This window comes from Salibacter halophilus (genome assembly GCF_008806325.1).
Lineage (GTDB): Bacteria > Bacteroidota > Bacteroidia > Flavobacteriales_G > Salibacteraceae > Salibacter > Salibacter halophilus.
Genome location: NZ_WACR01000005.1, coordinates 275,750 through 298,027 on the forward strand (window position 1 = coordinate 275,750; position 22,278 = coordinate 298,027).

The 22,278-nt window shown below is 40.1% G+C and carries 19 protein-coding genes; 3 read left to right on the forward strand and 16 right to left on the reverse strand.

The window, feature by feature from the left end; translation table 11 throughout:
• Positions 1-64: 64 nt before the first annotated feature.
• Complete coding sequence (locus F3059_RS07490; RefSeq protein WP_151167797.1) at positions 65-838, reverse strand: PhzF family phenazine biosynthesis protein; 774 nt, start codon at positions 836-838, stop codon at positions 65-67.
• 84 nt (positions 839-922) lie between these two features.
• On the opposite strand from F3059_RS07490, the gene F3059_RS07495 reads away from it, so the two are divergent.
• On the forward strand, positions 923-1,552 hold the full coding sequence (locus F3059_RS07495) for a trimeric intracellular cation channel family protein (RefSeq protein WP_151167799.1): 630 nt from the start codon (positions 923-925) through the stop codon (positions 1,550-1,552).
• Position 1,553: 1 nt separating this feature from the next.
• Here the strand turns inward: F3059_RS07495 and F3059_RS07500 are convergent, their stop codons facing one another.
• The 8 genes from F3059_RS07500 to F3059_RS07535 are packed head-to-tail and all read right to left on the reverse strand — an operon-like array spanning position 1,554 to position 13,816.
• Positions 1,554-3,581, reverse strand: coding sequence for an OmpA family protein (locus tag F3059_RS07500; protein WP_170265117.1), 2,028 nt, complete (start codon positions 3,579-3,581; stop codon positions 1,554-1,556).
• A gap of 19 nt (positions 3,582-3,600) precedes the next feature.
• A complete protein-coding gene (locus F3059_RS07505) occupies positions 3,601-6,525 on the reverse strand; it encodes an AsmA family protein (protein ID WP_151167802.1) in 2,925 nt (974 codons plus the stop codon).
• On the reverse strand, positions 6,522-7,967 hold the full coding sequence (locus F3059_RS07510; RefSeq protein WP_151167804.1) for a dicarboxylate/amino acid:cation symporter: 1,446 nt from the start codon (positions 7,965-7,967) through the stop codon (positions 6,522-6,524). Before F3059_RS07510 ends, F3059_RS07505 begins: the two co-directional genes overlap by 4 nt.
• 29 nt (positions 7,968-7,996) lie before the next feature.
• Entirely contained in the window at positions 7,997-9,388 is a 1,392-nt protein-coding gene (locus F3059_RS07515) for a hypothetical protein (RefSeq protein ID WP_151167806.1), read from the reverse strand.
• Positions 9,385-10,887: a T9SS type A sorting domain-containing protein gene (locus F3059_RS07520; protein WP_151167808.1), complete on the reverse strand. Its 1,503-nt coding sequence runs from the start codon at positions 10,885-10,887 to the stop codon at positions 9,385-9,387. The genes F3059_RS07515 and F3059_RS07520 overlap by 4 nt, the downstream gene beginning before the upstream one ends.
• On the reverse strand, positions 10,884-11,963 hold the full coding sequence (gene aroC, locus F3059_RS07525) for a chorismate synthase (RefSeq protein ID WP_151167811.1): 1,080 nt from the start codon (positions 11,961-11,963) through the stop codon (positions 10,884-10,886). Before aroC ends, F3059_RS07520 begins: the two co-directional genes overlap by 4 nt.
• A gap of 13 nt (positions 11,964-11,976) precedes the next feature.
• On the reverse strand, positions 11,977-12,711 hold the full coding sequence (locus tag F3059_RS07530) for a DUF4197 domain-containing protein (RefSeq protein ID WP_170265119.1): 735 nt from the start codon (positions 12,709-12,711) through the stop codon (positions 11,977-11,979).
• Between the two features lie 28 nt (positions 12,712-12,739).
• Entirely contained in the window at positions 12,740-13,816 is a 1,077-nt protein-coding gene (locus tag F3059_RS07535) for a CNNM domain-containing protein (RefSeq protein WP_151167815.1), read from the reverse strand.
• 177 nt (positions 13,817-13,993) lie between these two features.
• Between F3059_RS07535 and F3059_RS07540 the strand changes: the two genes are divergently transcribed.
• Positions 13,994-14,818, forward strand: a complete 825-nt coding sequence (locus F3059_RS07540) for a prohibitin family protein (RefSeq protein ID WP_151167817.1) — start codon at positions 13,994-13,996, stop codon at positions 14,816-14,818.
• Between the two features lie 61 nt (positions 14,819-14,879).
• Here the strand turns inward: F3059_RS07540 and typA are convergent, their stop codons facing one another.
• Positions 14,880-16,679, reverse strand: coding sequence for a translational GTPase TypA (gene typA, locus F3059_RS07545; RefSeq protein WP_151167819.1), 1,800 nt, complete (start codon positions 16,677-16,679; stop codon positions 14,880-14,882).
• 178 nt (positions 16,680-16,857) lie between these two features.
• On the opposite strand from typA, the gene F3059_RS07550 reads away from it, so the two are divergent.
• Positions 16,858-17,106 carry a hypothetical protein gene (locus tag F3059_RS07550; protein WP_151167821.1) on the forward strand — a complete coding sequence of 83 codons (249 nt, stop codon included), beginning with the start codon at positions 16,858-16,860 and terminating at the stop codon, positions 17,104-17,106.
• Positions 17,107-17,175: 69 nt separating this feature from the next.
• Here F3059_RS07550 and F3059_RS07555 read toward each other — a convergent pair whose 3' ends face one another.
• The 6 genes from F3059_RS07555 to F3059_RS07580 form a co-directional block, all read right to left on the reverse strand.
• Complete coding sequence (locus F3059_RS07555) at positions 17,176-17,886, reverse strand: FKBP-type peptidyl-prolyl cis-trans isomerase (RefSeq protein ID WP_151167823.1); 711 nt, start codon at positions 17,884-17,886, stop codon at positions 17,176-17,178.
• Positions 17,887-17,900: 14 nt separating this feature from the next.
• A complete protein-coding gene (locus F3059_RS07560; RefSeq protein ID WP_151167825.1) occupies positions 17,901-18,644 on the reverse strand; it encodes an FKBP-type peptidyl-prolyl cis-trans isomerase in 744 nt (247 codons plus the stop codon).
• 56 nt (positions 18,645-18,700) lie between these two features.
• Complete coding sequence (locus F3059_RS07565) at positions 18,701-19,462, reverse strand: TerB family tellurite resistance protein (RefSeq protein ID WP_151167827.1); 762 nt, start codon at positions 19,460-19,462, stop codon at positions 18,701-18,703.
• A 13-nt stretch (positions 19,463-19,475) separates the two neighbouring features.
• A complete protein-coding gene (locus F3059_RS07570) occupies positions 19,476-20,330 on the reverse strand; it encodes a TPM domain-containing protein (protein ID WP_223274568.1) in 855 nt (284 codons plus the stop codon).
• Positions 20,272-20,736: a TPM domain-containing protein gene (locus F3059_RS07575; RefSeq protein WP_151167831.1), complete on the reverse strand. Its 465-nt coding sequence runs from the start codon at positions 20,734-20,736 to the stop codon at positions 20,272-20,274. The genes F3059_RS07570 and F3059_RS07575 overlap by 59 nt, the downstream gene beginning before the upstream one ends.
• 86 nt (positions 20,737-20,822) lie before the next feature.
• Positions 20,823-22,130 (reverse strand): T9SS type A sorting domain-containing protein, encoded by a 1,308-nt coding sequence (locus tag F3059_RS07580; protein WP_170265121.1) that lies wholly within the window; start codon positions 22,128-22,130, stop codon positions 20,823-20,825.
• Positions 22,131-22,278 lie beyond the last annotated feature (148 nt).

Genomic DNA, 22,278 nt, shown 5'->3' on the forward strand with positions numbered 1-22,278 from the left:
AACACTAAACAATAATACGTGTATTATTTACACTCGTTAATTGTTGTTTTTTGGGTATTAGAATCTACACTTCGATCTCTCCTTTTCCCAATATGCTATTCGTGCATGTCAACCTGAGTTTATCTCCAGGTATTGACAATTCAAATGCGCCTCCTCTTGGACTCAACTGCCATGAATTCAATAATTCTTTGTTCAGCCGTTTACTCCAAAATGGTGCTAACACTGCATGAGAGCTTCCAGTAGCGTGATCTTCGAGTTGTTGAACATGGGGAACAAGAGTTCTGCTTACAAAGTCAACTTCATCTCCTTTGGTGGTAACAGTATAGCCAAAAGTTTCACTTTCCCTCAGTTTTTGAAAATTTGGCTTCATTTTGCGAAGAACATTTTCATTTTTAACGACAACAATATTCTTGTTTTTTGTTTCATAGTATTCAAGCACTTCTACTCCAAGTCCTTCAGTCAGAACCGAAGGAACTTCCAGCTTTTTCTCTACTGGAATAGCTGACAACTCTATCTCAACTCTATTATCTGATAAAGGCTTCCCTTTAATAGTATCAATTGACGAGCTGAGTTCCTGCTCCTGGTTCAGAACAGAAAAAGCTGCGAGCGAACCATGACCACAAAGTCCTATTTCAGCATCCGGAGCAAACCATCTCACTCTCATTTTCTCTTTTTCTTCCCATAGAAATGTTGTTGCCGGCTGATTCAAATCATTCGCAATACGTTGTAAAGTTTGCTCTTCGAGTGGTTCTGACAGTGATACAACTGCTGAAATATTGCCTCTAAAACCCAATTTTTTATCTACAGCAACAGCTACGAGCGTATATGGAACTTTCATTTTTTGATATTTAAATATTCATTTCAAATGTAACTGATCCCGACAAGGTTTGTTGCACAATTTTTTTTCCTCGAATATTGCAGTGTGGAATTGACATGGTTTAATATCATCGAAATTTTGGGGACAATCGCCTTTGCCTCATCCGGTACAACTCGTGCTATTCGCAAACAGTACGATTTGTTTGGCCTTTTTGTACTCGGTTTTGTGACAGCCATTGGGGGTGGAACGATTAGAGATATTTTCATCGGGAACCTGCCTGTTGAATGGCTGAGTGACTTTACATTGATCTCAACAATCACGGTCACGGTTATCCTCACGTATTTGTTTTACCGGTTTATGGACAAACTGAGATGGTGGGTTTTCTTCTTTGACGCAATTGGTTTGGGACTTTTTACAATTTTAGGAATTGAAAAAGGGCTGGAATTTGGCTTGAGCCCGGTAATTGGGCTTTTACTTGGGGTTATTACAGCTTGTTTTGGTGGTGTTATTCGCGATATCCTGAGTAGCGAGAAACCGCTTTTATTGCGCGAAGAGATTTACGCATTTGCCAGTATATCTGGCGGTGTCCTGTATATTTTATTGAATTTCATTACTGAAATGAGTCATGAAGTCAATGCCATTTTCAGTGTATTGCTCATCGTTTTGGTCAGAACCCTGTCAATCCGATACAAGTGGTCACTCAAGGTGCCGTTTAAAACTCAACCGCCTGAGTAATTTATTTCGATTTTATGACAAACTCTGTTCGCCTGTTTTTAGCTCTACCTTTTTCTGTGGAGTTTGAAGCGAGTGGCTTTTTAGCCCCCCATCCTTTAAACGAAAGTCTGTCAGATGAAATCCCCTGGCTCTGAAGATACTCCATCACAGTAAAAGCCCGTTCTGTTGACAAAGTGAGGTTACTCTCAGGATCACCCACATTATCGGTATGACCTTCAATTGAGACTTTCATCGTGGGATTTTGATCGAGATAATGAGCAAAGGCATCTAGTGTTGATTTTGAATTACCAGACAACGATGCTGAATTTGTCTTGAATGTAATATTGTCAATTCTGTAGGGCTTATCGAGCGAAACCTCATCAACTTCCATGTCAACATCCATATAGCTTGTATCGATATCACCGCTTATGGTGTAGTTGTTGAACGCCACATCTTTTCCCTCAATATTGAAAACATAATCGGCATCTTCCTCCATGGTAACGATTGCTGTATAATTTCCATCGATCGAGTCGACCTCAAATTTTTCAACTTCTTCTGTAACCGAATTACGAACGTTAACCTCAGCATTTTCAGGAACTTTCCCGTTTTTATTCCTTACCGAACCTTTCATCACGACAACTTTCTCAGGTCGTGCTTCCTCGTAGAGCTTAAAACTGTAGATGTTGACTTTTTCCTGAACCTGTCCTTCAAATTCTTTAGCTGCGTAATAAACACGTTTTCCATCTGTGCTCACCACATAGCCGTGTTCGTCACTTTCTGTATTGATCGGGTAACCGAGGTTTATCGGTTCTGACCATGAGCCATCATCGTTTAGCTTGCTGTAGAATACATCGTATCCGCCAAAATTCAAATGACCTGTTGAGGAGAAGTAGAGTGTTCGGCTATCTGCATGAAAAAATGGGGTTTTCTCATTTGCCTCAGTGTTGAGTGGCAACCCGAGGTTCATAGCCTGACCCCACGAGCCATCAGGTTGACGCTTACTCTGATAGAGGTCTATACCTTTTGAACCTTCACGCAGACTGGCAAAAATGAGTGTTTTACCATCTCTGGAAAGTGTGGGTTGTGCCTCCCACCCTTTTGGTGTATTCACGGTTTCATCGAGTGGTTTGAGCTCGTCCCAGTACCATTCTTTTTCTTTCGTTCGCGGATTGACTCCATAAACTTTTTCTGCAGTGTAAATATCGCAATTGACGTAGTTTCGCCCTGGTGTACAAATTGTAATGAAAATCTCTTTGTTATTGATTGTCACTGCTGCTCCACCGTAGTTTTGTTCTTTCTCTTCGTTGAATGGTGGTGGCAATGGCGACCCCTGATCGAGCAGTTTGCTGTTTTTCAATTTAGCTGAGCTGAAACGCTCAATGTAATCGACACGCGCTGATTTAACTGCTGTTCCACGAGGGTTTTGTTTCAATTTGTCTCTCCTCGTGAAGAGCATCAATTCATTATCGGGACTAATGAGTGGCAAATACTCATCACTTTCATTTGTACTTACTGGTTTTACAACCTCAGGATCAAATGACTTGGGGTTGTTGTATTCGCTCTCGAAAAATCTAGCGAGCTGATACTGCTCACGAGCTTTGACGAGTTGCTCATCGTGATGCATGTCGTATTTATCATCTCCCTCTTCGTTGAAATCGAGAAACTGCTTGTAATGCCTTGAGGCCTCACCGTAATTTCCATCGAGCATTTCCAACTCTGCGAGGTAAAAAAATGCTGCTGCATGGACTGTAGGACATCCCTCTACAGCTTTGATCAATTTTGGTTTTGCTTTATCAAAAGGTTTCCCTCTCCTAACATTATCGCGAATGCGTATATAAGCCATCGCAAAATTAGCTTCAGGATAATCGGGATCTCTTTCTAACGCTTTTATCAGGTATTCTATGCGCTCACCTTTACTGTTTTTACGGTCAGTTCCTTTTTCGTAATATTTTTCAGCTTTCCTGTCCTCAGTACCACAATCTGTTTCCTGAGCAAAAGACGCCAATCCATAAAACAGAAAAAGTAGGGCCAGAGCCCTACTCTTATTCAAACATATTTTAGAAAATCTACTACAATTCATCTACTTGTTGCTGAGCTTTATCAATAACTTGTTGTGCGCGTTTATCTGCCTCATCTTCTATTTGTTGCGCACGTTTATTCGCTTCCTGTTCTGTCTTCTTTGCCTTTTTATCTGCTTCATCATTAATTTTTTCAGCAGCTTTCTTAGCTCCGGCTTTAGCAAGAGGGTTACTCGCTTCATCAATTAAATCTTGAGCTTTTTTAGCAGCTTCTTCTCTAATTCGCTGAGCAGCGTTTTTACCTTCTGCCCTAACCTTGTCAGCTTGCTTTTTAGCTTCAGTTCTTATTTGATCAGCTTTTTCTCGCGCATCTTTCATGATTTCATTAGCGCGTTCTTTCACATCCTCTTTAACTTCTTCTTTTTTCTTTTCGATCTCTTCTTTGATTTTCTCTTTAGCCTGTTCTTTTACTGATGAAGCTGCGCCTTTCCCTCCTTTGAAGTTTGGCTTAACTTCAGGATCAGTCACATCACCGGTAATTTTAAAACTCACTTCAATCGTTTCAGGCAAGCCAGATCCTAAATCAACGCCTGAGTTTTTCAGTTTCCCCATCAAATCTCCGGCAAGCTCATTCACTTTTCCACCGAGTATTGACGAAGGAACTTCAGAGTCAATTGTGTAATCCATTTTTTGTTCAAAAGTGGTATAACCTGAGATTGTATTGTTGATACCTCCTGCTTCAAGTTCAAACGGCTCAGTTGTCACTTTGCCATCTTTAAACGTAAAGCTGATGTTGAGGTCGCTAGCCTCAAGCGGATTAAATTTATCTGATTTCAATGCTTTGTCGAGTTTCTCAAGTGTTTTGTTGTCAATGGTAACTTTATGTGTTTTGAGTTTACCTCCACCATTTAAACTGTTAAGGTCCACATCCATATTCTCTAACAACTTCCCTTTCATCGTCATTTCAGTCGAGAATTTTCCTTTAGCCGACTCAATGATCGGAGCCAGTTTCTCAAACGTGTTGAATGTAGCTGCAGTCTTCTCTAAATCGAATCGTGATATATCCATTGCAAAATCAATATCCGGACTTTTAGGATTAGTTGTAGCATAAGAACCTGACATGGTCATATTTCCATCGAGAAGTTCCATGTACAAATCAGTCATATCAATAGCTTCATTTGCGATAACAACTTCACCTTTCACATTTTTCATGTTGATGTTATCGTAGATGAGTTCCTTTATCTTGGCATCCAGCGTGAAATCGATATTGCCTGGAACCGGAATCACTTCCATTGACGCTGTGTCGGCTGGTTCTGACTGTGATTCTTCCGTTTCCTCAGTTTCTTCACTTTCAGATCCTTCTTCCTCATCCATGAGTTCGGTGATATTCATGTAATTTGAAAAGAGGTTGAAATTTCCGGTCAAAACCTCATCGTTAAAGTAGTAACCGAGCATGTTATCGATTTTTCCTTTTGCTGAAATATCAGTTTTACCGGCCATCGCCTCAAATGTGGTGAGATCAACATATTGAGGAGAAAAATCCATGTACATCTTTTGCAACTTAACAGGATAGCTAAATGCCGGACTGCTGTATAGGAAATCGAGAACAATCAACTTTCCTTCAGCTTTAAAATCGCCATAACGTTCCTCTTCAATAGCCGACATTTTACCGTCAAAGTGAATGTCGCTCGTAATGGTTCCGGTGTATTTTTCGCCTTCCTCAGTTGGAATCACATCCTGGATTGATGCCATATCAACTTGTGCTTTAAAGTCTCCTTTCACGTCAGGATCACTGATTGGTGTTTTGAGGTGTAAGCTCAAATCGATTGGATTTTCAGCCAGTTCAACATGAAAACGGTTTACGTCTACAACGGTGTTATCTTCAGATCCACCCGGATTTGAGGCTCTTACATCAATTTCTATATTCTCGGCAGATTTTGGAAGATCAGGATACTGGAAACGTGCGTTATTCACGATCAACTCAGCGTCAAAACCCGGTAACGACATCGACTCCTCAGATGAAGAATAACTCCCTTTTGCGTTACCCACAAGACTTAAAGTTCCGCTTGTTTCAACATCCTTGAAATCGGCAGTATAAGCATTGGGGACAAGTGATAGCAAACTCTTAAAACTCGTCTCCTTCGACTCAAATGATAAATCCATATCGATATCATCTTCAGGCATTTGAACCCATCCATCAAAACCGAGTGTCAAATCATTGAGTGAAACGCTGTTTTCCTTGAAAGTGTATTTGCTGTTCGGCATATCCATTTCAAAATTGAAAATAGCCTCAGCACTTACATCCTTCATATATTCCGTTCCGTCCATCGCATACGTGATAGACTTAATAGTCGTCTTTGTTTCAAAGAGGAATTGTTCCAGATCAAAATCACCTTTTCCCTCGTGAGTCAAACTATCAATTTTCGCATACATATCACCTTCGCGATCATCGTAAATGACATTGATATTGCGCAAATAATACTCATTCACATTAATGTTAAACGTTCCGCTTTCTTCAGTTCCTGTCTGTTGGTCAGAGCCTGAATCAGCCGGCTCTTCAGTTTCCGTAGCGGTGTCAGATGTTTTCATCACATCCCAGTTTGCTTTTCCATCTTTCGTCACGATAACGTGGAAATCTGCATTTTCTATTCCAAAAGAGTTTATCTTTAATTGGTCACCGCTAATCACGCTCATCACATCAACTGACGCGTAAACTTCGCCTACATCAGCCAGCGTTACACCTTCAAACTCCTCAACACCTTTAACTGATGTATTTGAAATAGTGAGTGAGAAATTTGGAAAGTTCTCAATTATGCTCAGATCCAACGATTCAATTTTCACCTCAGCATTGAGATTTTTGTTAGCCTCTTCCTGAACCATATCAAAAATCTTTCCCTTAAAAAGGAAAGGAAGAGCCAATACGAGTACGATTAGCAATGCAATGATGATCCCTAATATTTTCAGATTTTTTTTCATGACGGTGTACTATTAGTTGATTCGTTATAGTCAAGTTTTTCTTCAGATGCAGCAACGATGCTCGTTACAGTTGCATCACCTGTAACGTTGACAACGGTTCTGCACATATCTAAAATACGATCGACAGGGAAAATAATAGCAATCCACGCAGGATTTAACCCTACCGATTCTAATACAATAATAAGCATTATTAAGCCGGCACTGGGTACAGCAGCCGATCCAATTGAAGCTAAAGTTGCTGTAAGGATTATCGTGAGTTGTTGAACAAAATCTAAATCCACAAAGTGAAACTGAGCGAGGAAAATAACGGCTACAGCCTGGTAAAGACTCGTACCATCCATGTTGACAGTTGCACCAATTGGAAGCACAAAGCTACTCACCTCTTCTCTCACTTTTAAATTTTCGTGAACACATTCCATCGTTACCGGTAAAGTTGCGGCTGATGACGAACTCGAAAATGCGAGAAACTGAGCCGGACTTATGGCTCTGAAGAATGTTTTATAACTGAGTTTTTTTACGAGCACGATCATGATAAAAGGATACAGTACAAATGCCATAAAGGCTAATCCACCTACTACTGCCAAGCTGTACCAACCGAGGGACTTAAATATTTCAAGCACCCTTGAGGGATTATTTCCCGCGAGTTCTGACAGTTTACCGGCTAGCAGAGCAAAAACAAAAAACGGAGCTCCCTTCATCACGATGTCAACCATTTTGATAAAAACTTCGCTGGAACCATCAACAAAATTGATAACCGTTTCTACTTTTTCACGGGGAAGCGAAACCACTGTAAGCCCGAAAAATATGGCGAAGAAAATCACCTGCAACATCAGGCTGTTATTGAAAGAGAGAAAAATATTACTCGGAACCATATCCACCACAAACTGAAGTGGTCCTTGTCCCTGAGTCTCCTTGGCTGTCTCTAATTTATTAGAAATATCTAAATCACTATTTTTAGTATCATCCTGATTCTTAGAGCGTGCAGCATCAGCGTATTCTTCGTACTCCGGGTTTGTAAGAAATGATTTTCCATCTTTAATCGCAACATCATTATCGACAGCCCACATCTCATAGCTCAACCGATTGACAATTCGCTGCTCCTCATCTAAAAAAGTACCCGGCTTAACCGTATTGACAATGATCAACCCAACTGCAATTGCCGACATAGTAGTCAATAAGTACAACCCGATTGTTTTGAGCCCCATCCGGCCGAGGCTTGTTGTGTCACTCAGTCCTGTAATTCCCTGAATTATTGAAAAAAGTACAAGCGGAACTGCAATGAGTTTGAGGAGATTGATGAATATATCACCCCACGGAGCAATCCAGTTCATCGTAAATTCACTCAATCCGGCATAGCTTGAAACAAATGCCCAAATAGTACCGAGTGCCAACCCGATAATGATTTTGATATGAAGTGGTAATGATTTAAAAGTCTTTAGCATTGCAGTCGATTTTCTTTAGCGGTTGCAAATTAAAATTTTTGATAGACACCTTCTAACTCAAAGTAAGTTGGATTGAGTTTATTATCTTCTATTTCTCCCCAAAAAGGCGGCCCGATAAAAACACTGTCTTTTCCAATGAGCTGTTTATCAAAGTAATCCTCCTGTTTGATAAGTGTAATATTACCATCGAATTCTTTTTCCATTGTTGTAATAAAAAGTGATTCAACTCCCAGATTCCAGGTAACACCCAGGTGAGGAATTTGCTTCAAATCCTCTGCAGTAGCTACAAATTTTTGGTGAGGAGTTGATTGTTTTTTTAAAAGCTGATTCTTTATTCCATAGTACCGTTTTACTACATATTTAGAAGCCATCGAAATATCTCTGACCTTCCAGCCGGCAAAAAGAAATATCATAATAGTCACTATCAGCTTAGGATTCTTGATTACAAAAAGTCTCTTTTGTTCAACATGAATGAACATCAAAGCTGGAATAATTCCAAGCGTCATAAAGGCTTTATCCATTACTACTCCACTATTCCCTTCAAACTCTGAAAAACAGGTAATCACAAACACCACAATACCGGCAACGAAGAAATAAATTGATGAAATAAACTTTTTTTGAAAAGCTAATACAACTGTTAACAGGATAAATAAGACTAATACAGGCATGTAATTATTAGTAAAGTCATAGACATGGTGCCAGAAGTAATATACTGGATAAGAGTCGATGAACTCAGATCCTGTTACATTTAATTTTCCAAATAACTTGTCAACCCGAGATTCATCATAGCTATTCACACCAAGCATATAATATGCTCCAATTGATATAATCAATCCTAAAACTACCTGCAAGACACGTTGTCGCGAAGCTTTTTTAATAAGCATAGCACCCAATACTACTGGAAAAAATAAAATGAAAATGGGATGAGATGTTCCAATCAGTGTAGAAATGAAAATAATCCAAAAAATATGATACTTCACAACTCCAGAGGATTCAACTAGAGCAATGAACAGGAACAACAGTGAAACCATTGGAAAGACCTCAGAAACAGGATAGTAAAATGATACTGTGGTAGATATAACTAAGGCGAATGATTGAGCAAAAGCTATTATTGGCTTTTTCAATCCAAGACTTATCAGTAAAAATATCACAAGATGAAAACCAGCAAACCAAATCGATTGACCTAAAAGAATGAGTTTTAAATCTAACTCCAAAAGTCCACCGATAAGGCTTGGAATAAAATTAAAATAAGAAACAAATCTCAGATCAAAAAAGTTAGCTCCATCCTGTAGAATTTGAAATATTAAAAATGAAGTATCTAAAAAATTGACTCGCTCTTTATCAAAAAGAAAGCTGAATACCATTAAAGCGAGTAGGATTATTAAGCCAAGATAGAAATGTATAGATTTTTTAACCATCAATTAATCACTAGTTTCTTGATTGTGGTTTTTTTAGTATTCATCCTATCTGATTCTATCAATATCATGTAAACTCCAGGGTTAAGCTCTGATACAACAAATTGATTTAAACCACTTGACAATTCTCCATTTAGGACTTCGTCTCCATTAATAGAAAGGATTCTAAAACTAACTGACTGTTTATATTGATCACCTATATCAATCGATAGCTGCCCATTTGAAAGTGGGTTAGGATAAACTTTAATATGATTTTTATTATACTTTAAATCCTGTTCATCGACACCAGTAACATAATTATAAGTTGTATCTCTATAATCATCAGTTAATGTTAGTTGAGTGAAGTTTCTGTCTAAATTCAAGAGAAAAACATCTTCTACTTCTGCATTAAAACTTTTTGTAACACCCGCTAAAACTAAATTAGAATCAACAACTACACCACCCCTGGCTATATCTAAATTGTCACCTCCTGTTGTTTCTAGTTCAGATATGTTATTGAAATCATCCCTTACCATTAATAAAATATCTTCTTTACCAGCTCCGATACTCGAATAAGAGTATCCATACATGAATATATCAGGACCAATCCCATCTTTTACCCCCAACCATTCATCCTCGTCTGCTCCAAAAACTGTATCACTCCAAACCCTCACCCCGGTTTGATCTAGATTAAACGAAACAGGGTTGAGCTTTTGGTCGCTTTGATACGAGCCTACAGCGGTCACATTTCTATTCGTAAGTGATCCGGTTATTGCTACGTCATTGAATCTTTCAGCACTGTCTGATCCCCAGGTTTCACTGTAAATTTCGCTCAACTCAAAATTGGTGAAGTGCACCCAGTAATCAGGATTGTTGGGTTCCGGTTCTGAAAAACCTGCGAAAACATAGTAGCCCTGCAAAATATCCATACCGTTAAAGCCATCGTTATCCGGTCCTCCAATAACCTGGTTTTCCTGAATATCTCCGTTATCGTCAATCCTGAAAATCCAACCGTCACTAAAGCCGGTGGTTTCATTTCCACGAGATCCGGCAACTATAAATCCATTGCTATTAAACGCATTCCCTATGTCATAACAAAAATCCCATTCAGATCCACCATACACACGAATCCAAAGTAAATTTCCCTGAGAATCAATCCGGGCTACCATTCCGTCATATCCGCCAATGAAGCCATAAGAAACTCCGGCTATCAAAAGATCACCATTGGGAGCTTCTGTTACGGCATGGGCTTTGTCGTTTTCTCCGGTTCCAATGACTGATGTCCAAATGACATTTCCCCCGGTATCGGTTCTGATGACATAGATATCACCAAATGATTCATCTCCTTTTACACCGGTTGCGCCTACGATTACAAAATCTCCGTTTTGGGTTTGAATCAGATCGTTACCCTCATCAAACGAGCCGGTACCGTATGTTTTGAAAAACGTATCAGACTGCGCTGTAACTGGCTCTGAACGTGATAAAAAAGCCAACATTATTGCGATATAAAGGAGTAGTCTTTTCAAACTTCAGTCGTTTTAGTCATTAAAAACGCATCTAAGATAACAATTGCAGCCATTGCGCGCACAATTGGAACCGCACGCGGAACGACACAAGGATCGTGGCGACCTTTACCTTCAACCTCAGCACTGGCGCCTTTTTTGTCAACACTCTGCTGATTGCTCATGAGCGTGGCCACCGGTTTAAAAGCAACATTGAAGTAGATATCTTCACCGTTTGATATTCCGCCCTGTATGCCGCCACTGTTGTTGCTTTTGGTTTTTATTTCACCTTCGTTATTCTCAAAAATATCGTTGTTTTGAGATCCGCGCATTGTCACCGCTTCAAATCCCGATCCGTACTCAAATCCCTTCACCGCATTGATCGAGAGCATTGCTTTACCGAGATCAGCATGGAGTTTATCAAAAACCGGATCTCCCAGTCCAACCGGAGTATTTTCAATCACGCAAGTCACTACACCACCCACTGTGTCTCCCTCATTCCTAATTTGCTCAATTTGCTCAATAAAACGGGTTGCTGTTTCATCATCGGGGCAGCGAACGATATTGGAAAAGGTATTATCGAAATCGAGTTTCGAATAATGTTTTTCGCATCGGTCAGAGCCGACTTGCGAAACGTAGGCATTGATCGAAATTTTTTGAGAAGCGAGAACTTGCTGAGCTATAGCTCCTGCGAGAACGCGAGTAGCTGTTTCTCGGGCAGAGCTGCGTCCGCCACCGCGATAATCGCGATGCCCGTATTTTTTGTCGTAAGTGTAATCGGCATGTGAAGGACGATAAACATCCTTCAGATGATCGTAATCCTTGCTTCGTGCATCGCTGTTGGGAATTATAAACCCGATGGGAGTACCAGTTGTTTTACCTTCAAATATGCCTGATAGAAACTGAACTGTATCGCTTTCTTTTCGCTGAGTTGTGATTTTACTTTGGCCTGGCTTTCTCCTGTCGAGCTCCGTTTGAATTGCTTCAAAATCGAGTTCAACCCCGGCCGGACAACCGTCAATTATTCCGCCAATCGCCTCACCATGTGACTCACCAAATGTGGTGAGCTTAAACAATTTACCAAATGTATTACCGGCCATTACACATTCAATTTTATGAACCAAACACTTTTTGAAGTATCTCAGTCGCTCTCGCTTTAGGATTGATTCGAATATTCTTTTCTTCTTTCTTGATCATAGTAAACAATCCATCGAGCGCCTTTTGTGTAACATAAGCATCGAGATCTGGGTTTACCTTTTCCTTCTTGAACGGATTTTTATTGTAAGTGGAAATAATCGGTTCCCAGTATTTCGTCAAATTCACTTCGTCAATTGATTTTGAAACAATCGGTTTAAAACGCTCGGTAAGCTGGCTCATCGTTTGAGTTCTGAGGTAATGAGTAGCCGCAGTATCAGTGCCATTTAAAATAGCAAATGCATCTTCTACCGTCATGTTCACAACTGCTTCCTTCAAAATGTCGACTGCCTCAGCTGATGCTTTTTCAGCAGCTCTGTTCATGGTTGTTTCAAACTTTTCAACCTGATCATCAAGTCCGGCTTTGAGGGCTACATCTTTCGCGGCTTTCGCTTCTTCAGGGAATGGAATTCTGATCAATGGGTTCTGATTAAAACCTCCTTTTCGTGAAGCACTTCTTACTGCAAACTCAGCTCCTTTGCCAAGTGCTTCTTTCAACCCTTTTGTTACTTCCTCTTTGGTCAGATCCGACTTCGTAACTTGCTCGTCACCATTCACAGCTTTCTCAGCAGATTTCTTTAAATCGTTCAGTATCTGAGCACTTGTCATAGTCGACATGCCAACACACAACACAACAAAAAGTATCTTTTTCATATCTGTATTATTTCTTTCTCGCCAAAACCTAATCGATAGCTTCAGTATCGTCATCTTCAATCTCTGAGATGTTGAGTCCGCGAACCTCAGCGCGTTTCTTCCATCTTTCACGAGCATACTGGCGCAAATCCTCTAATTGATCAAATTCATCAATAATTTCAAATCCGAGTAGTGTTTCCAGTACATCTTCCATTGTAACGAGTCCGGCTGTTCCACCAAACTCTTCAGTAGCAATTGCAATTTGTTCCTGGTTTTTTGTGAAAAACTTATACGTGCTGAATAAGCTTTCATCCTCTGATATCATGGAAACATCACGCTTGATCTCTTTCAGCTTCTTATCATTTTCATTTTGCGCATAGCAAACCATTACATCGTGCTTGTGGACAAAGCCCGTGATGTTATCCTTATTCGATTCGTAAATAGGAATCCTGGAAAAGTGCTTGAACCGATCCTCATGGATGAAATCCCCAATTGTAGATTCCTGTGAAGCCGCAACCATGACCGTCCGGGGAGTCATGACATCTTTCACTTTGATAGAACGGAGATTTACGAGGTTTTTCAGGATCATGGACTCTTCCATAGAAAAAACGCCCTCTCTCCTACCGAGCTCAGCCAAAGCTGCTACTTCACTGCGCTCAACTTTCGATTCTTTATCGCTCTTAAATACACCTGTTATCAACCTCGAAAGCACCACAAAAGGATAAAGTACTTTGGTTAGTATATTCAATGAAACAGTTGTAAAATGAGCGAGTTGCTTCCAGTAGCTGGCACCAATTGTTTTGGGTATGAGCTCTGAAACGATCAGTATTAACAGAGTAAGAACACCTGATACAATACCAACCGAAATATCTTCAAAAACAATTGATGCCTGTGCACCGACTCCGGCCGCACCAACTGTGTGAGAAATCGTGTTCAACGACAATATTGCAGATAGCGGTTCGTCTACATCAGTCTTGAAGTGAAGGAGCTTCTCTGCCCATTTCACCTTCTTATTCATTTTAGACTCTATAAAACTTGGTGTGATACTCAACAATACTGCTTCCAGTATGGAACAGTAAAATGAAACAACAAGTGCGAGGAAAAGATAAAAGAGGAGTAATCCCATGGTGTGTTATCCGTATTCTTTTTTGCTAAATTAGTGTAATCTCACAAACCCACTTTATCTATTGAGTCGTTAACATGGATTTAGTATTTCTTTTCGGTTCTGACCGAAACTAAAAAATAAGGCTCATGAACGAAAGGTTGCCTAAGTTTGTAACATAAGTATAGAAAAATAAATCATATGGATAAAAATCCCAAACTCATTCGTTTACTGGTCATCGTTGGTGTGGCCGTTATTTTGATTATCGCTTTCTCGAGTTCTTTGTTTTTTACAATTGGACCCGGTGAGCGAGGTGTGATGTACAAACCGTTACAGGACGGACTCGACAAAGAATATGTTTACAATCAGGGACTTCATGTAAAAGCTCCATGGAATTCAATCATCGTTTTTGAGGTTCGTAAAAAAGAAAACGAACAATCTATGGAGGTGCTTTCCTCAAACGGTCTCGATATCAGCATTGATGTTTCAATCCGTTACCGACCTGAGGTTGAAATGATCGGTTACCTTTACAATGATGTAGGTGCCGATTATCTCGAAAAAATTGTTGTTCCGGAAGTGCGAAGTGCTACTCGCGAAGTTATTGGTAATTACAAGCCTGAAGAGCTCTACTCAAGTGATCGCAGAGAGATTCAGAAACAAATTTACACGCGAACTGATAGTGCATTAAATGCCAATCACATTGACCTGGATGCACTCTTGATCAGATCCATCAAACTTCCTTCACAAATCAAAGCTGCGATTGAAAGAAAGCTCACTGAGCAACAGGAGATTCAGCAAAAAGAATACTCTAAGCAAAAGGCTCAAAAAGAAGCTGAAAGACGTGAGATTGAAGCGAATGGTAAAGCAAAGGCCAACGAAATCCTCAACGCTTCATTGACTGATAAAGTCCTTCGCGATAAAGCTATTGAAGCAACTGAGCGATTAGCAAACTCTGAAAACTCCAAGGTTGTCGTAATCGGTAATTCTGAAAACAGTTTACCCGTATTATTGAGCGGAGATAAATAGAGAGAAAAAAGTTTAAACCAAAAAAATCCCGATTGAGCTGAATCGGGATTTTTTTATGAGTTTATTTCTTAGCGTATTTCTTACGCTCGTGCTCTTTCAAATGAATCTTTCTGAGTCGAATACTCTTTGGTGTAACTTCTACGTATTCGTCACCATCGATGTATTCGAGGTTTTCCTCGAGAGAAAGCTCAATCTTAGGAGCAATTTTGGTTTTGTCATCAGCACCTGATGAACGCATGTTCGTCAGCTTTTTCGTTTTGATCACGTTCAATGTAAGATCATTTTCACGCGTATTTTCACCAACGATCATTCCTTCGTAAACCTCATCGCCAGGTCCAACGAAAAACTTACCGCGGTCCTGAAGGTTGTTCAATGCATAAGCGATAGCAGTTCCCGTATCGTGAGCGATAAGAACACCCGCCATACGTTTTGGAATATCACCTTTCCAGCCCTGGTATTCGTGGAAACGGTGTGCCATAATCGCTTCACCGGCAGATACGTTGAGTATTTGAGTACGCAAGCCCATGATACCGCGTGACGGAATCTCAAATTCGAGGTGCATCACGTCACCGCGCGGTTCCATAACAAGCATTTCACCTTTGCGCTGGGTTACTAATTCAATGATTTTTCCGCTACTCTCTTCAGGAGTATCGATGTAAAGCGTTTCTACCGGCTCCATCTTTTTACCGTCAACCTCTTTGATAATAACCTGTGGCTGACCAACCTGTAGTTCATAACCTTCTCTTCTCATAGTTTCGATCAGAACCGAAAGGTGCATTACACCGCGACCATAAACGAGGTAAGAATCTGGAGAATCTGTTTCCTCAACGCGAAGAGCGAGGTTTTTTTCTGTTTCCTTGAAAAGACGATCGCGGAGGTGACGAGATGTAACAAACTCACCTTCTTTTCCAAAGAATGGAGAGTTGTTGACAGTAAACGTCATACTCATTGTAGGCTCGTCAATCGGAATTGTCTTCATCGCCTCAGGAGTTTCGGGATCGGCAATGGTATCGCCAATTTCAAATCCATCGACACCGGCAAGTGCAACAATGTCTCCTGCTTCAGCGCTTTCAGCTTTCTTTTTACCGAGTCCTTCAAAAGTGAATAATTCCTTCACTTTTGATTTCACAGAAGAGCCATCACGCTTCAACAACACGACATTCATGTTTTCACGAACTTCGCCTCTGTTGACACGGCCAATCGCGATCCGACCGATAAAAGAACTATAATCAATAGATGTAATTTGTAACTGTAGAGGTCCTTCTTCAACTTTTGGACTGGGAACGTGCTCGAGAACAGCATCCATGAGCGCACCAACATCTTCAGTTGGTTTGTTGTAGTCTTCGCTCATCCAGCCCTGCTTTGCAGAACCGTAGATTGTTGGAAAATCGAGTTGATCCTCAGATGCTCCGAGATTGAACATTAGATCGAAAACCTTGTCCTGAACAACATCAGGCTGGCAGTTTTCTTTATCGACCTTGTTGATGACAACAATCGGTTTTTTACCGAGTTCAATAGCCTTAGAAAGCACGTAACGTGTTTGCGGCATTGGGCCTTCAAAAGCATCGACTAAAAGCAAAACGCCATCAGCCATGTTGAGAACACGCTCAACTTCACCACCAAAATCCGCGTGACCGGGAGTATCGATGATGTTAACTTTTGTGTCTTTGTATTGAACTGATACGTTTTTGGAAACGATGGTAATTCCTCTTTCTCTTTCGAGATCATTGTTATCGAGAATCAACTCACCCGATTCTTCATTGTCTCTAAAGAGCTGACAATGATGGAGAATTTTATCGACCAGAGTTGTTTTACCGTGGTCAACGTGCGCAATAATTGCGATGTTTTTAATTGCTGTCATGAAAGAACTATAAAATTTAAGTCGGCAAAAGTAAGTGATGTTCAAGAGGTAAGCGCACTAAAGCACAAAAATGTTACAGAATGGTAACATAGCAGAGTAGCAATCTTTATCAAATCTGGTTGATATTGTATTTCAGATACTTTTACTAACTTTATCAAAAGTTTAAAACCAATTCACTATGGAAAACACAAATCACGTATCGACAAAAGATTGGGTTATTACGATTTTGATCGCTGCAATTCCAATCATCAACATCATCATGCTCTTCGTTTGGGGATTTGGTGGAAACACAAATCCAAGCAAGGCCAATTGGGCAAAAGCTGCTCTTATTTGGCTAGCTATTGCTATTGTACTCAATATTATTGGGTTCATAACATTTGGCTCGCTTGCCTTTTTAGGATTAGGCGCTTCAAATGGAGAAATGTAGAAAAGTTTTAAAACAAAAAAGTCCTGGCGTTATCGCCAGGACTTTTTTAATATCTGAAACAAGTACTAATTACTTGATCTCAATAAGCTCAACTTCAAAAATAAGCGTTTCATTTGGTCCGATCGCGCCTTGTGAGCCACGCGGTCCATACGCTAAATCTGAAGGGATATAGAATTTAAATTTTGAACCAACAGGCATTAGCTGGAGACCTTCTGTCCAACCAGTAATAACCTGATTCAAGCCAAACTCAGCCGGCTTGCCTCGCTTGATTGAACTGTCAAAAATAGTTCCGTCCAATAGTTTTCCTTCGTAATGAACTTTCACTACATCCTCAGGACCCGGCTTTTCACCATCTCCCATGGTAACAACCTCATATTGCAATCCTGATTCAGTAACGGTAACCTCTTCACGCTTTGCGTTTTTAGCGAGGAACTTTTTACCTTCTTCTATTTTAGCTTTGCTGCGCTTAGCTTGTAGATTAGCAAAATAAGTTTGGAGGAAAGCATTCGCTTCTTCAACTGAAATACGAGTTGAGTCTCCTTTTTGAATATCATTAAACGCCTGAATCATCGCCTCAGCGTTGATTGTATCAAACCCCTGATTTTTGAGGTTTTCAGCGATATTGAGTCCAAGACTGTAACTCGCAGTATCGATGTCAGTTTTGAGCTCGAGTTTTTCCTTCTCTTTGTCTTTCTTCTTTCCCCAGTTGAAAAGTTGAGCTTGAGTTGGCAATGCAAATAACACTGCCAATCCTGCTATGATAATTTCTTTTTTGACCATATATCTCTTAAAGATTATCGTTGAGGCTGACCCTGCTGAGCTTGAGCTTTATCAACAATTTCGAGTAGTTCAACTTCGAAAATTAATGTTGAGTATGGAGGGATTTGTTGTCCTGCTCCTTTTTCACCGTACGCGAGGTTGTAAGGGATATAAAGCTCCCATTTAGAACCTACTGGCATCAATTGAAGAGCTTCTGTCCAACCGGCAATAACACCATTAACCGGGAATTGAGCCGGCTCACCTCTTTTGTAGCTACTGTCAAAAGTAGATCCATCGATGAGTGTTCCTTTATAATGTACGCGAACCATGTCGTTCATGCCTGGTTTTTTACCATCACCCATTTCGATAACCTTGTACTGAAGTCCGCTTTCAGTAACTTCAACACCTTCTTTTCCTTTATTTTCTTCAAGGAATTTTTGTCCTTTTGTCTTATTAGCAGAACCTTCCTCTTTGCGTTTCTTTTCTTGCATTTCAGCAAAATAAGTTTGTAGGAACTGCATTGCTTCACCGTTGTTCATAAGAATCTTGGTAGAATCGCCAGAGTTGATTGCTTTAATAGCTGCAGAAAGTGCTTCGCCATTAATTTCATCAAGACCTTGTTGTTCCATGCTGGATGCTACGTTTACTCCAAGTGCATAGCTAACACTATCATTGGCACTTTTCAATTTTCCGTCAAAAGATGAGCCTCCGCCCTGTTGGCAAGATGTGCCTATCAATGCGAGTGAAAGTGCTGAACTAAAAAGTAACTTCAATTTCATGTTGATTTATTTTTGATTTGTGAATATGCGAATGTAAGCCACGTTTTACAGAATGCCTAACGCATGTCGCGTTCCTTTTTGATCTGTTCGTAGGCTTCCTGCACCTTTTGGAATTTTTCCTTTGCTGCTTGTTGAAAATCTTTTCCCAGTGAATTGACTTTATCGGGGTGATACTTTACGGCCATTTTCCTATACGCCTTTTTAATTTCACTATCTGATGCATTCTTATCGACTTCTAAAATTTTGTAAGCATCCTCGATTGAGGATTTTGCCCCGCCAAACATGGCAGAGATAGAATAGAAATCTTTGTCTGAAATCCCCAAATAGTGACTGATGGTTCTGAGGAGCTTAAATTCAACCTGCTCTACTTTTCCATCAGCATGAGCAATACCAAAGAGGTAATGCAATAACTGTAGTCGCATGCTGTGCGACATGTTTTGCCTGATTTGAAGAGAGACCTGACGCACAGAAACGTCATGATCGAGGATTTCCCTTAAGGTTCTGACCAATTCACGTGCCTTGTGCTCTCCAAACTGTTTTACCAAAAAAGATTTTACGTAATTCAGTTCTGATTTCATTACGCGACCATCGGCTTTCATGATAGCCGCTGAAAGTATGAGTAAGCTGATTGTAAAGTCTCCGGAGCGGGTTTGTGAACGCTGACGTTGAAAAGGATCATGATTCGCTTTGCCATTGTACATGTCCACTTCGCTCGCGTTATCGAACAAAGATCCAAGTACAAAGCCGGCTATCGCGCCAATTGGTCCGCCAACAGCCCAGCCTAATCCTCCGCCAATCCATTTTGCGTATTTAGACATAGTTTTTCATTAATTACCAACTGCCTCCGGCACCACCACCGCCAAAGGAACCGCCACCAAAACCACCGAAGCCGCCTCCTCCGCCAAAGGAGCCACCTCCGCTGTGGAAGTTATTCCAGCTTCCGCGGTGAGCTGAGTTTGTCATGCTCATCAACATCAATGCCGACCAAAAAGACACATCGTGCCCCATCGAGTAATGGCGTGCTCTGTTGAACCATCCGGCTATGAATATGATGAAAAAGAGAAGTAAAAAGATTCCGGGCAGAATTAAACTCTTGCGCTTTTTCTTTCCTGCTTGTTTTGCGTATTGATCTGGGCTGTACTCACCTTTGGCAAGATTGATCAAAACACCGGCTCCCTGAGCAATCCCTTTTTCATAATTCCCGCTTTTGAACTGCGGAATCATTTCATTTTCGACAATCTGCTTGGCAATAGCATCAGGAATAGCGCCTTCCAATCCGTAACCGGGAGCAATAAATGCGTGCCCTTTATCTCCTCTTCCTCGTTTTGGCTTGATTAATACAACAACCCCGTTGTTGAACTTCTTTGATCCTACGCCCCACTTCTCTCCCAACTCAAAGGCAAACATAGATGGATCGTAGCCATTCAACGAATTAACCGTAACAACTGTAATTTGAACCGTTGTACTGTCATCGAGCTTTACGAGTTCCTGCTCTAATCTCGATTCAAAAGAATCATCGAGAACATTTGCGAAATCGTTAACGAGTTTTGGAGGGTTTGGTTTAGGTGGAATATCCTGAGCTGTAGCCCCAAAACTCAGGAATACTGAAAACAGGATTAATAAAAATCTATTCATCATTCTTTTTGTCATGGTCAGATCCGAAAGACATTTCGTTTGATAATTCATTGACATCATCTTTTTGGTAAGGGAAATACTTTTGCAGTTCAGAACCGGCTTTTTTTACTCCGGCTGCTAAACCCTCAGCGTATTCACCTTTCTTGAAATGATCGATTACGATGTCACGTGTAGAATCCCAAAAACCTTCTTCAACCTTTGAGTTGATTCCGGCATCACCTATTATCGCAAACTTTCGATCTTCAAAAGCCACGTAAAAAAGGACACCATTTCTCAGTTCTGTTTTGTGCATTTTTAAAAGCTCAAAGACATATGCTGCTCTATCGAGCACATCTTCTTTGCACTTATCATCAATGTGCACCATAATCTCTCCTGATGTCTGTTTCTCGGCATGAGCAATAGCATCAGTGACTATTTTTTGTTGATCGGGAGTGAAGAATTTTCGCGCGTTCGCCATAATCGACTATTTTCAAATGCGAAAATAACATTCTCACGCGTTGCACCGAATAGGGAGATCGTAAATAACGTTAAAGTGATGGTAAACTAACGGATGATAAGTCGCTTTACCGTAGTGTTGCCATCATCAGTAATGATCTTTACCAAATACATTCCGGGGTTTGTAAGGTTTGAGTTGTATGATCTGGATCTGACCATTTCATCAATTACTAACCTACCTGAAAGATCATAAACTGAAATACTCTCTATTTCCTGTGACGACTCGATTCTAAACCTGCTACTGGTTGGATTTGGATAGATTTTAAGTTCTGTTTTTTCTTCTTCAATTTTATCATCAGAAAGGACAGTATTGAAATTGAGTTCTTTGAATTTTAGTTCGTAGAAATCAGTGTAATTCGACATCAAATAAACCCTATCATTATCAGAGTGAACTGACAAAAAGAAGTCACCAACACTTGATTGATCAAATACTGTATCCCAAACAGTTTGGCCATCATCAGGATTGATTTGAGCAACAAAATACTCTGCATCAGACCAGTTTCCATTATGATATTTGCGAGTTCCCGCAACTATGACACCATAGGTTTGAGAAAATACAACATTAGAAGCATAAGTTGAAGTTGTATCATATTGATTTTTCCAATCACTTACTATTGGTTCTGAGAGTATGAAAGTGCCATCAAAATTGACTTTATTGAAGTTTGTTGAATACTTCGATTCACCATCAATTGTTTCTTCCTGAAATTGAATTGACAATAGCTCATCCTGTGTTGAGCCAAATATCATTCCTGCACTATTATTCACTACATTGTAGTCATAAGTATCATCAAAACGATATTCCAACATTCCTTCAGAGGTCCCGTTTGGTCCGGGAGCACATGAGAAATACCAGGCTCTATTTTGTAAGCCAAAACCGTAATGGAAATAAGAATAAGGTATATCTAAAATTTCAAATGATTCTACCTTACCTGTTGATGCGTCTAAATGACTGACTCCATATCTTGCTGAATCACCTTCGCCAAACATCTCAAAGACGAAAACCTCTTCTCCAAATTGCATTAAATTTGAGTAACCTGAGCTTCCATCTGTATTCAGATTTGAACTCCTTTTAGGTAAGGTGTCATTTACCCAACTGAGGTTTCCTTGTATGTCCCATCTTGCAACTCCCGCATTATCACCTGAATTTACACCATTTGAATATGCATAAATGTAATCATCAGAACCGATAAAGAAGTTATTGAAAACAGGAAGAGTGTTATTGCTTGCATTAATAGTGAACTTCTGATTCAAATCATTATCGTAAAAGTAAATAGTTGTTCCCTGATGAACGATCACTTCCCCATTTTTTTGAGGATATATTTGACCGGGCTGCATATTATTGGAGAGCAATATCATGGAATCCAATTGTGCTGTTAGCGATAGGGTTAGCAATATTGATAAAAAGCAGCTGAAAATGGTTTTAGCTATCATGTGTTCTGAATTAAATTAATGGTTATGTTTATTGATGGATAATTACTTTTCTAGTTTTTGTCGTACCGTTTTT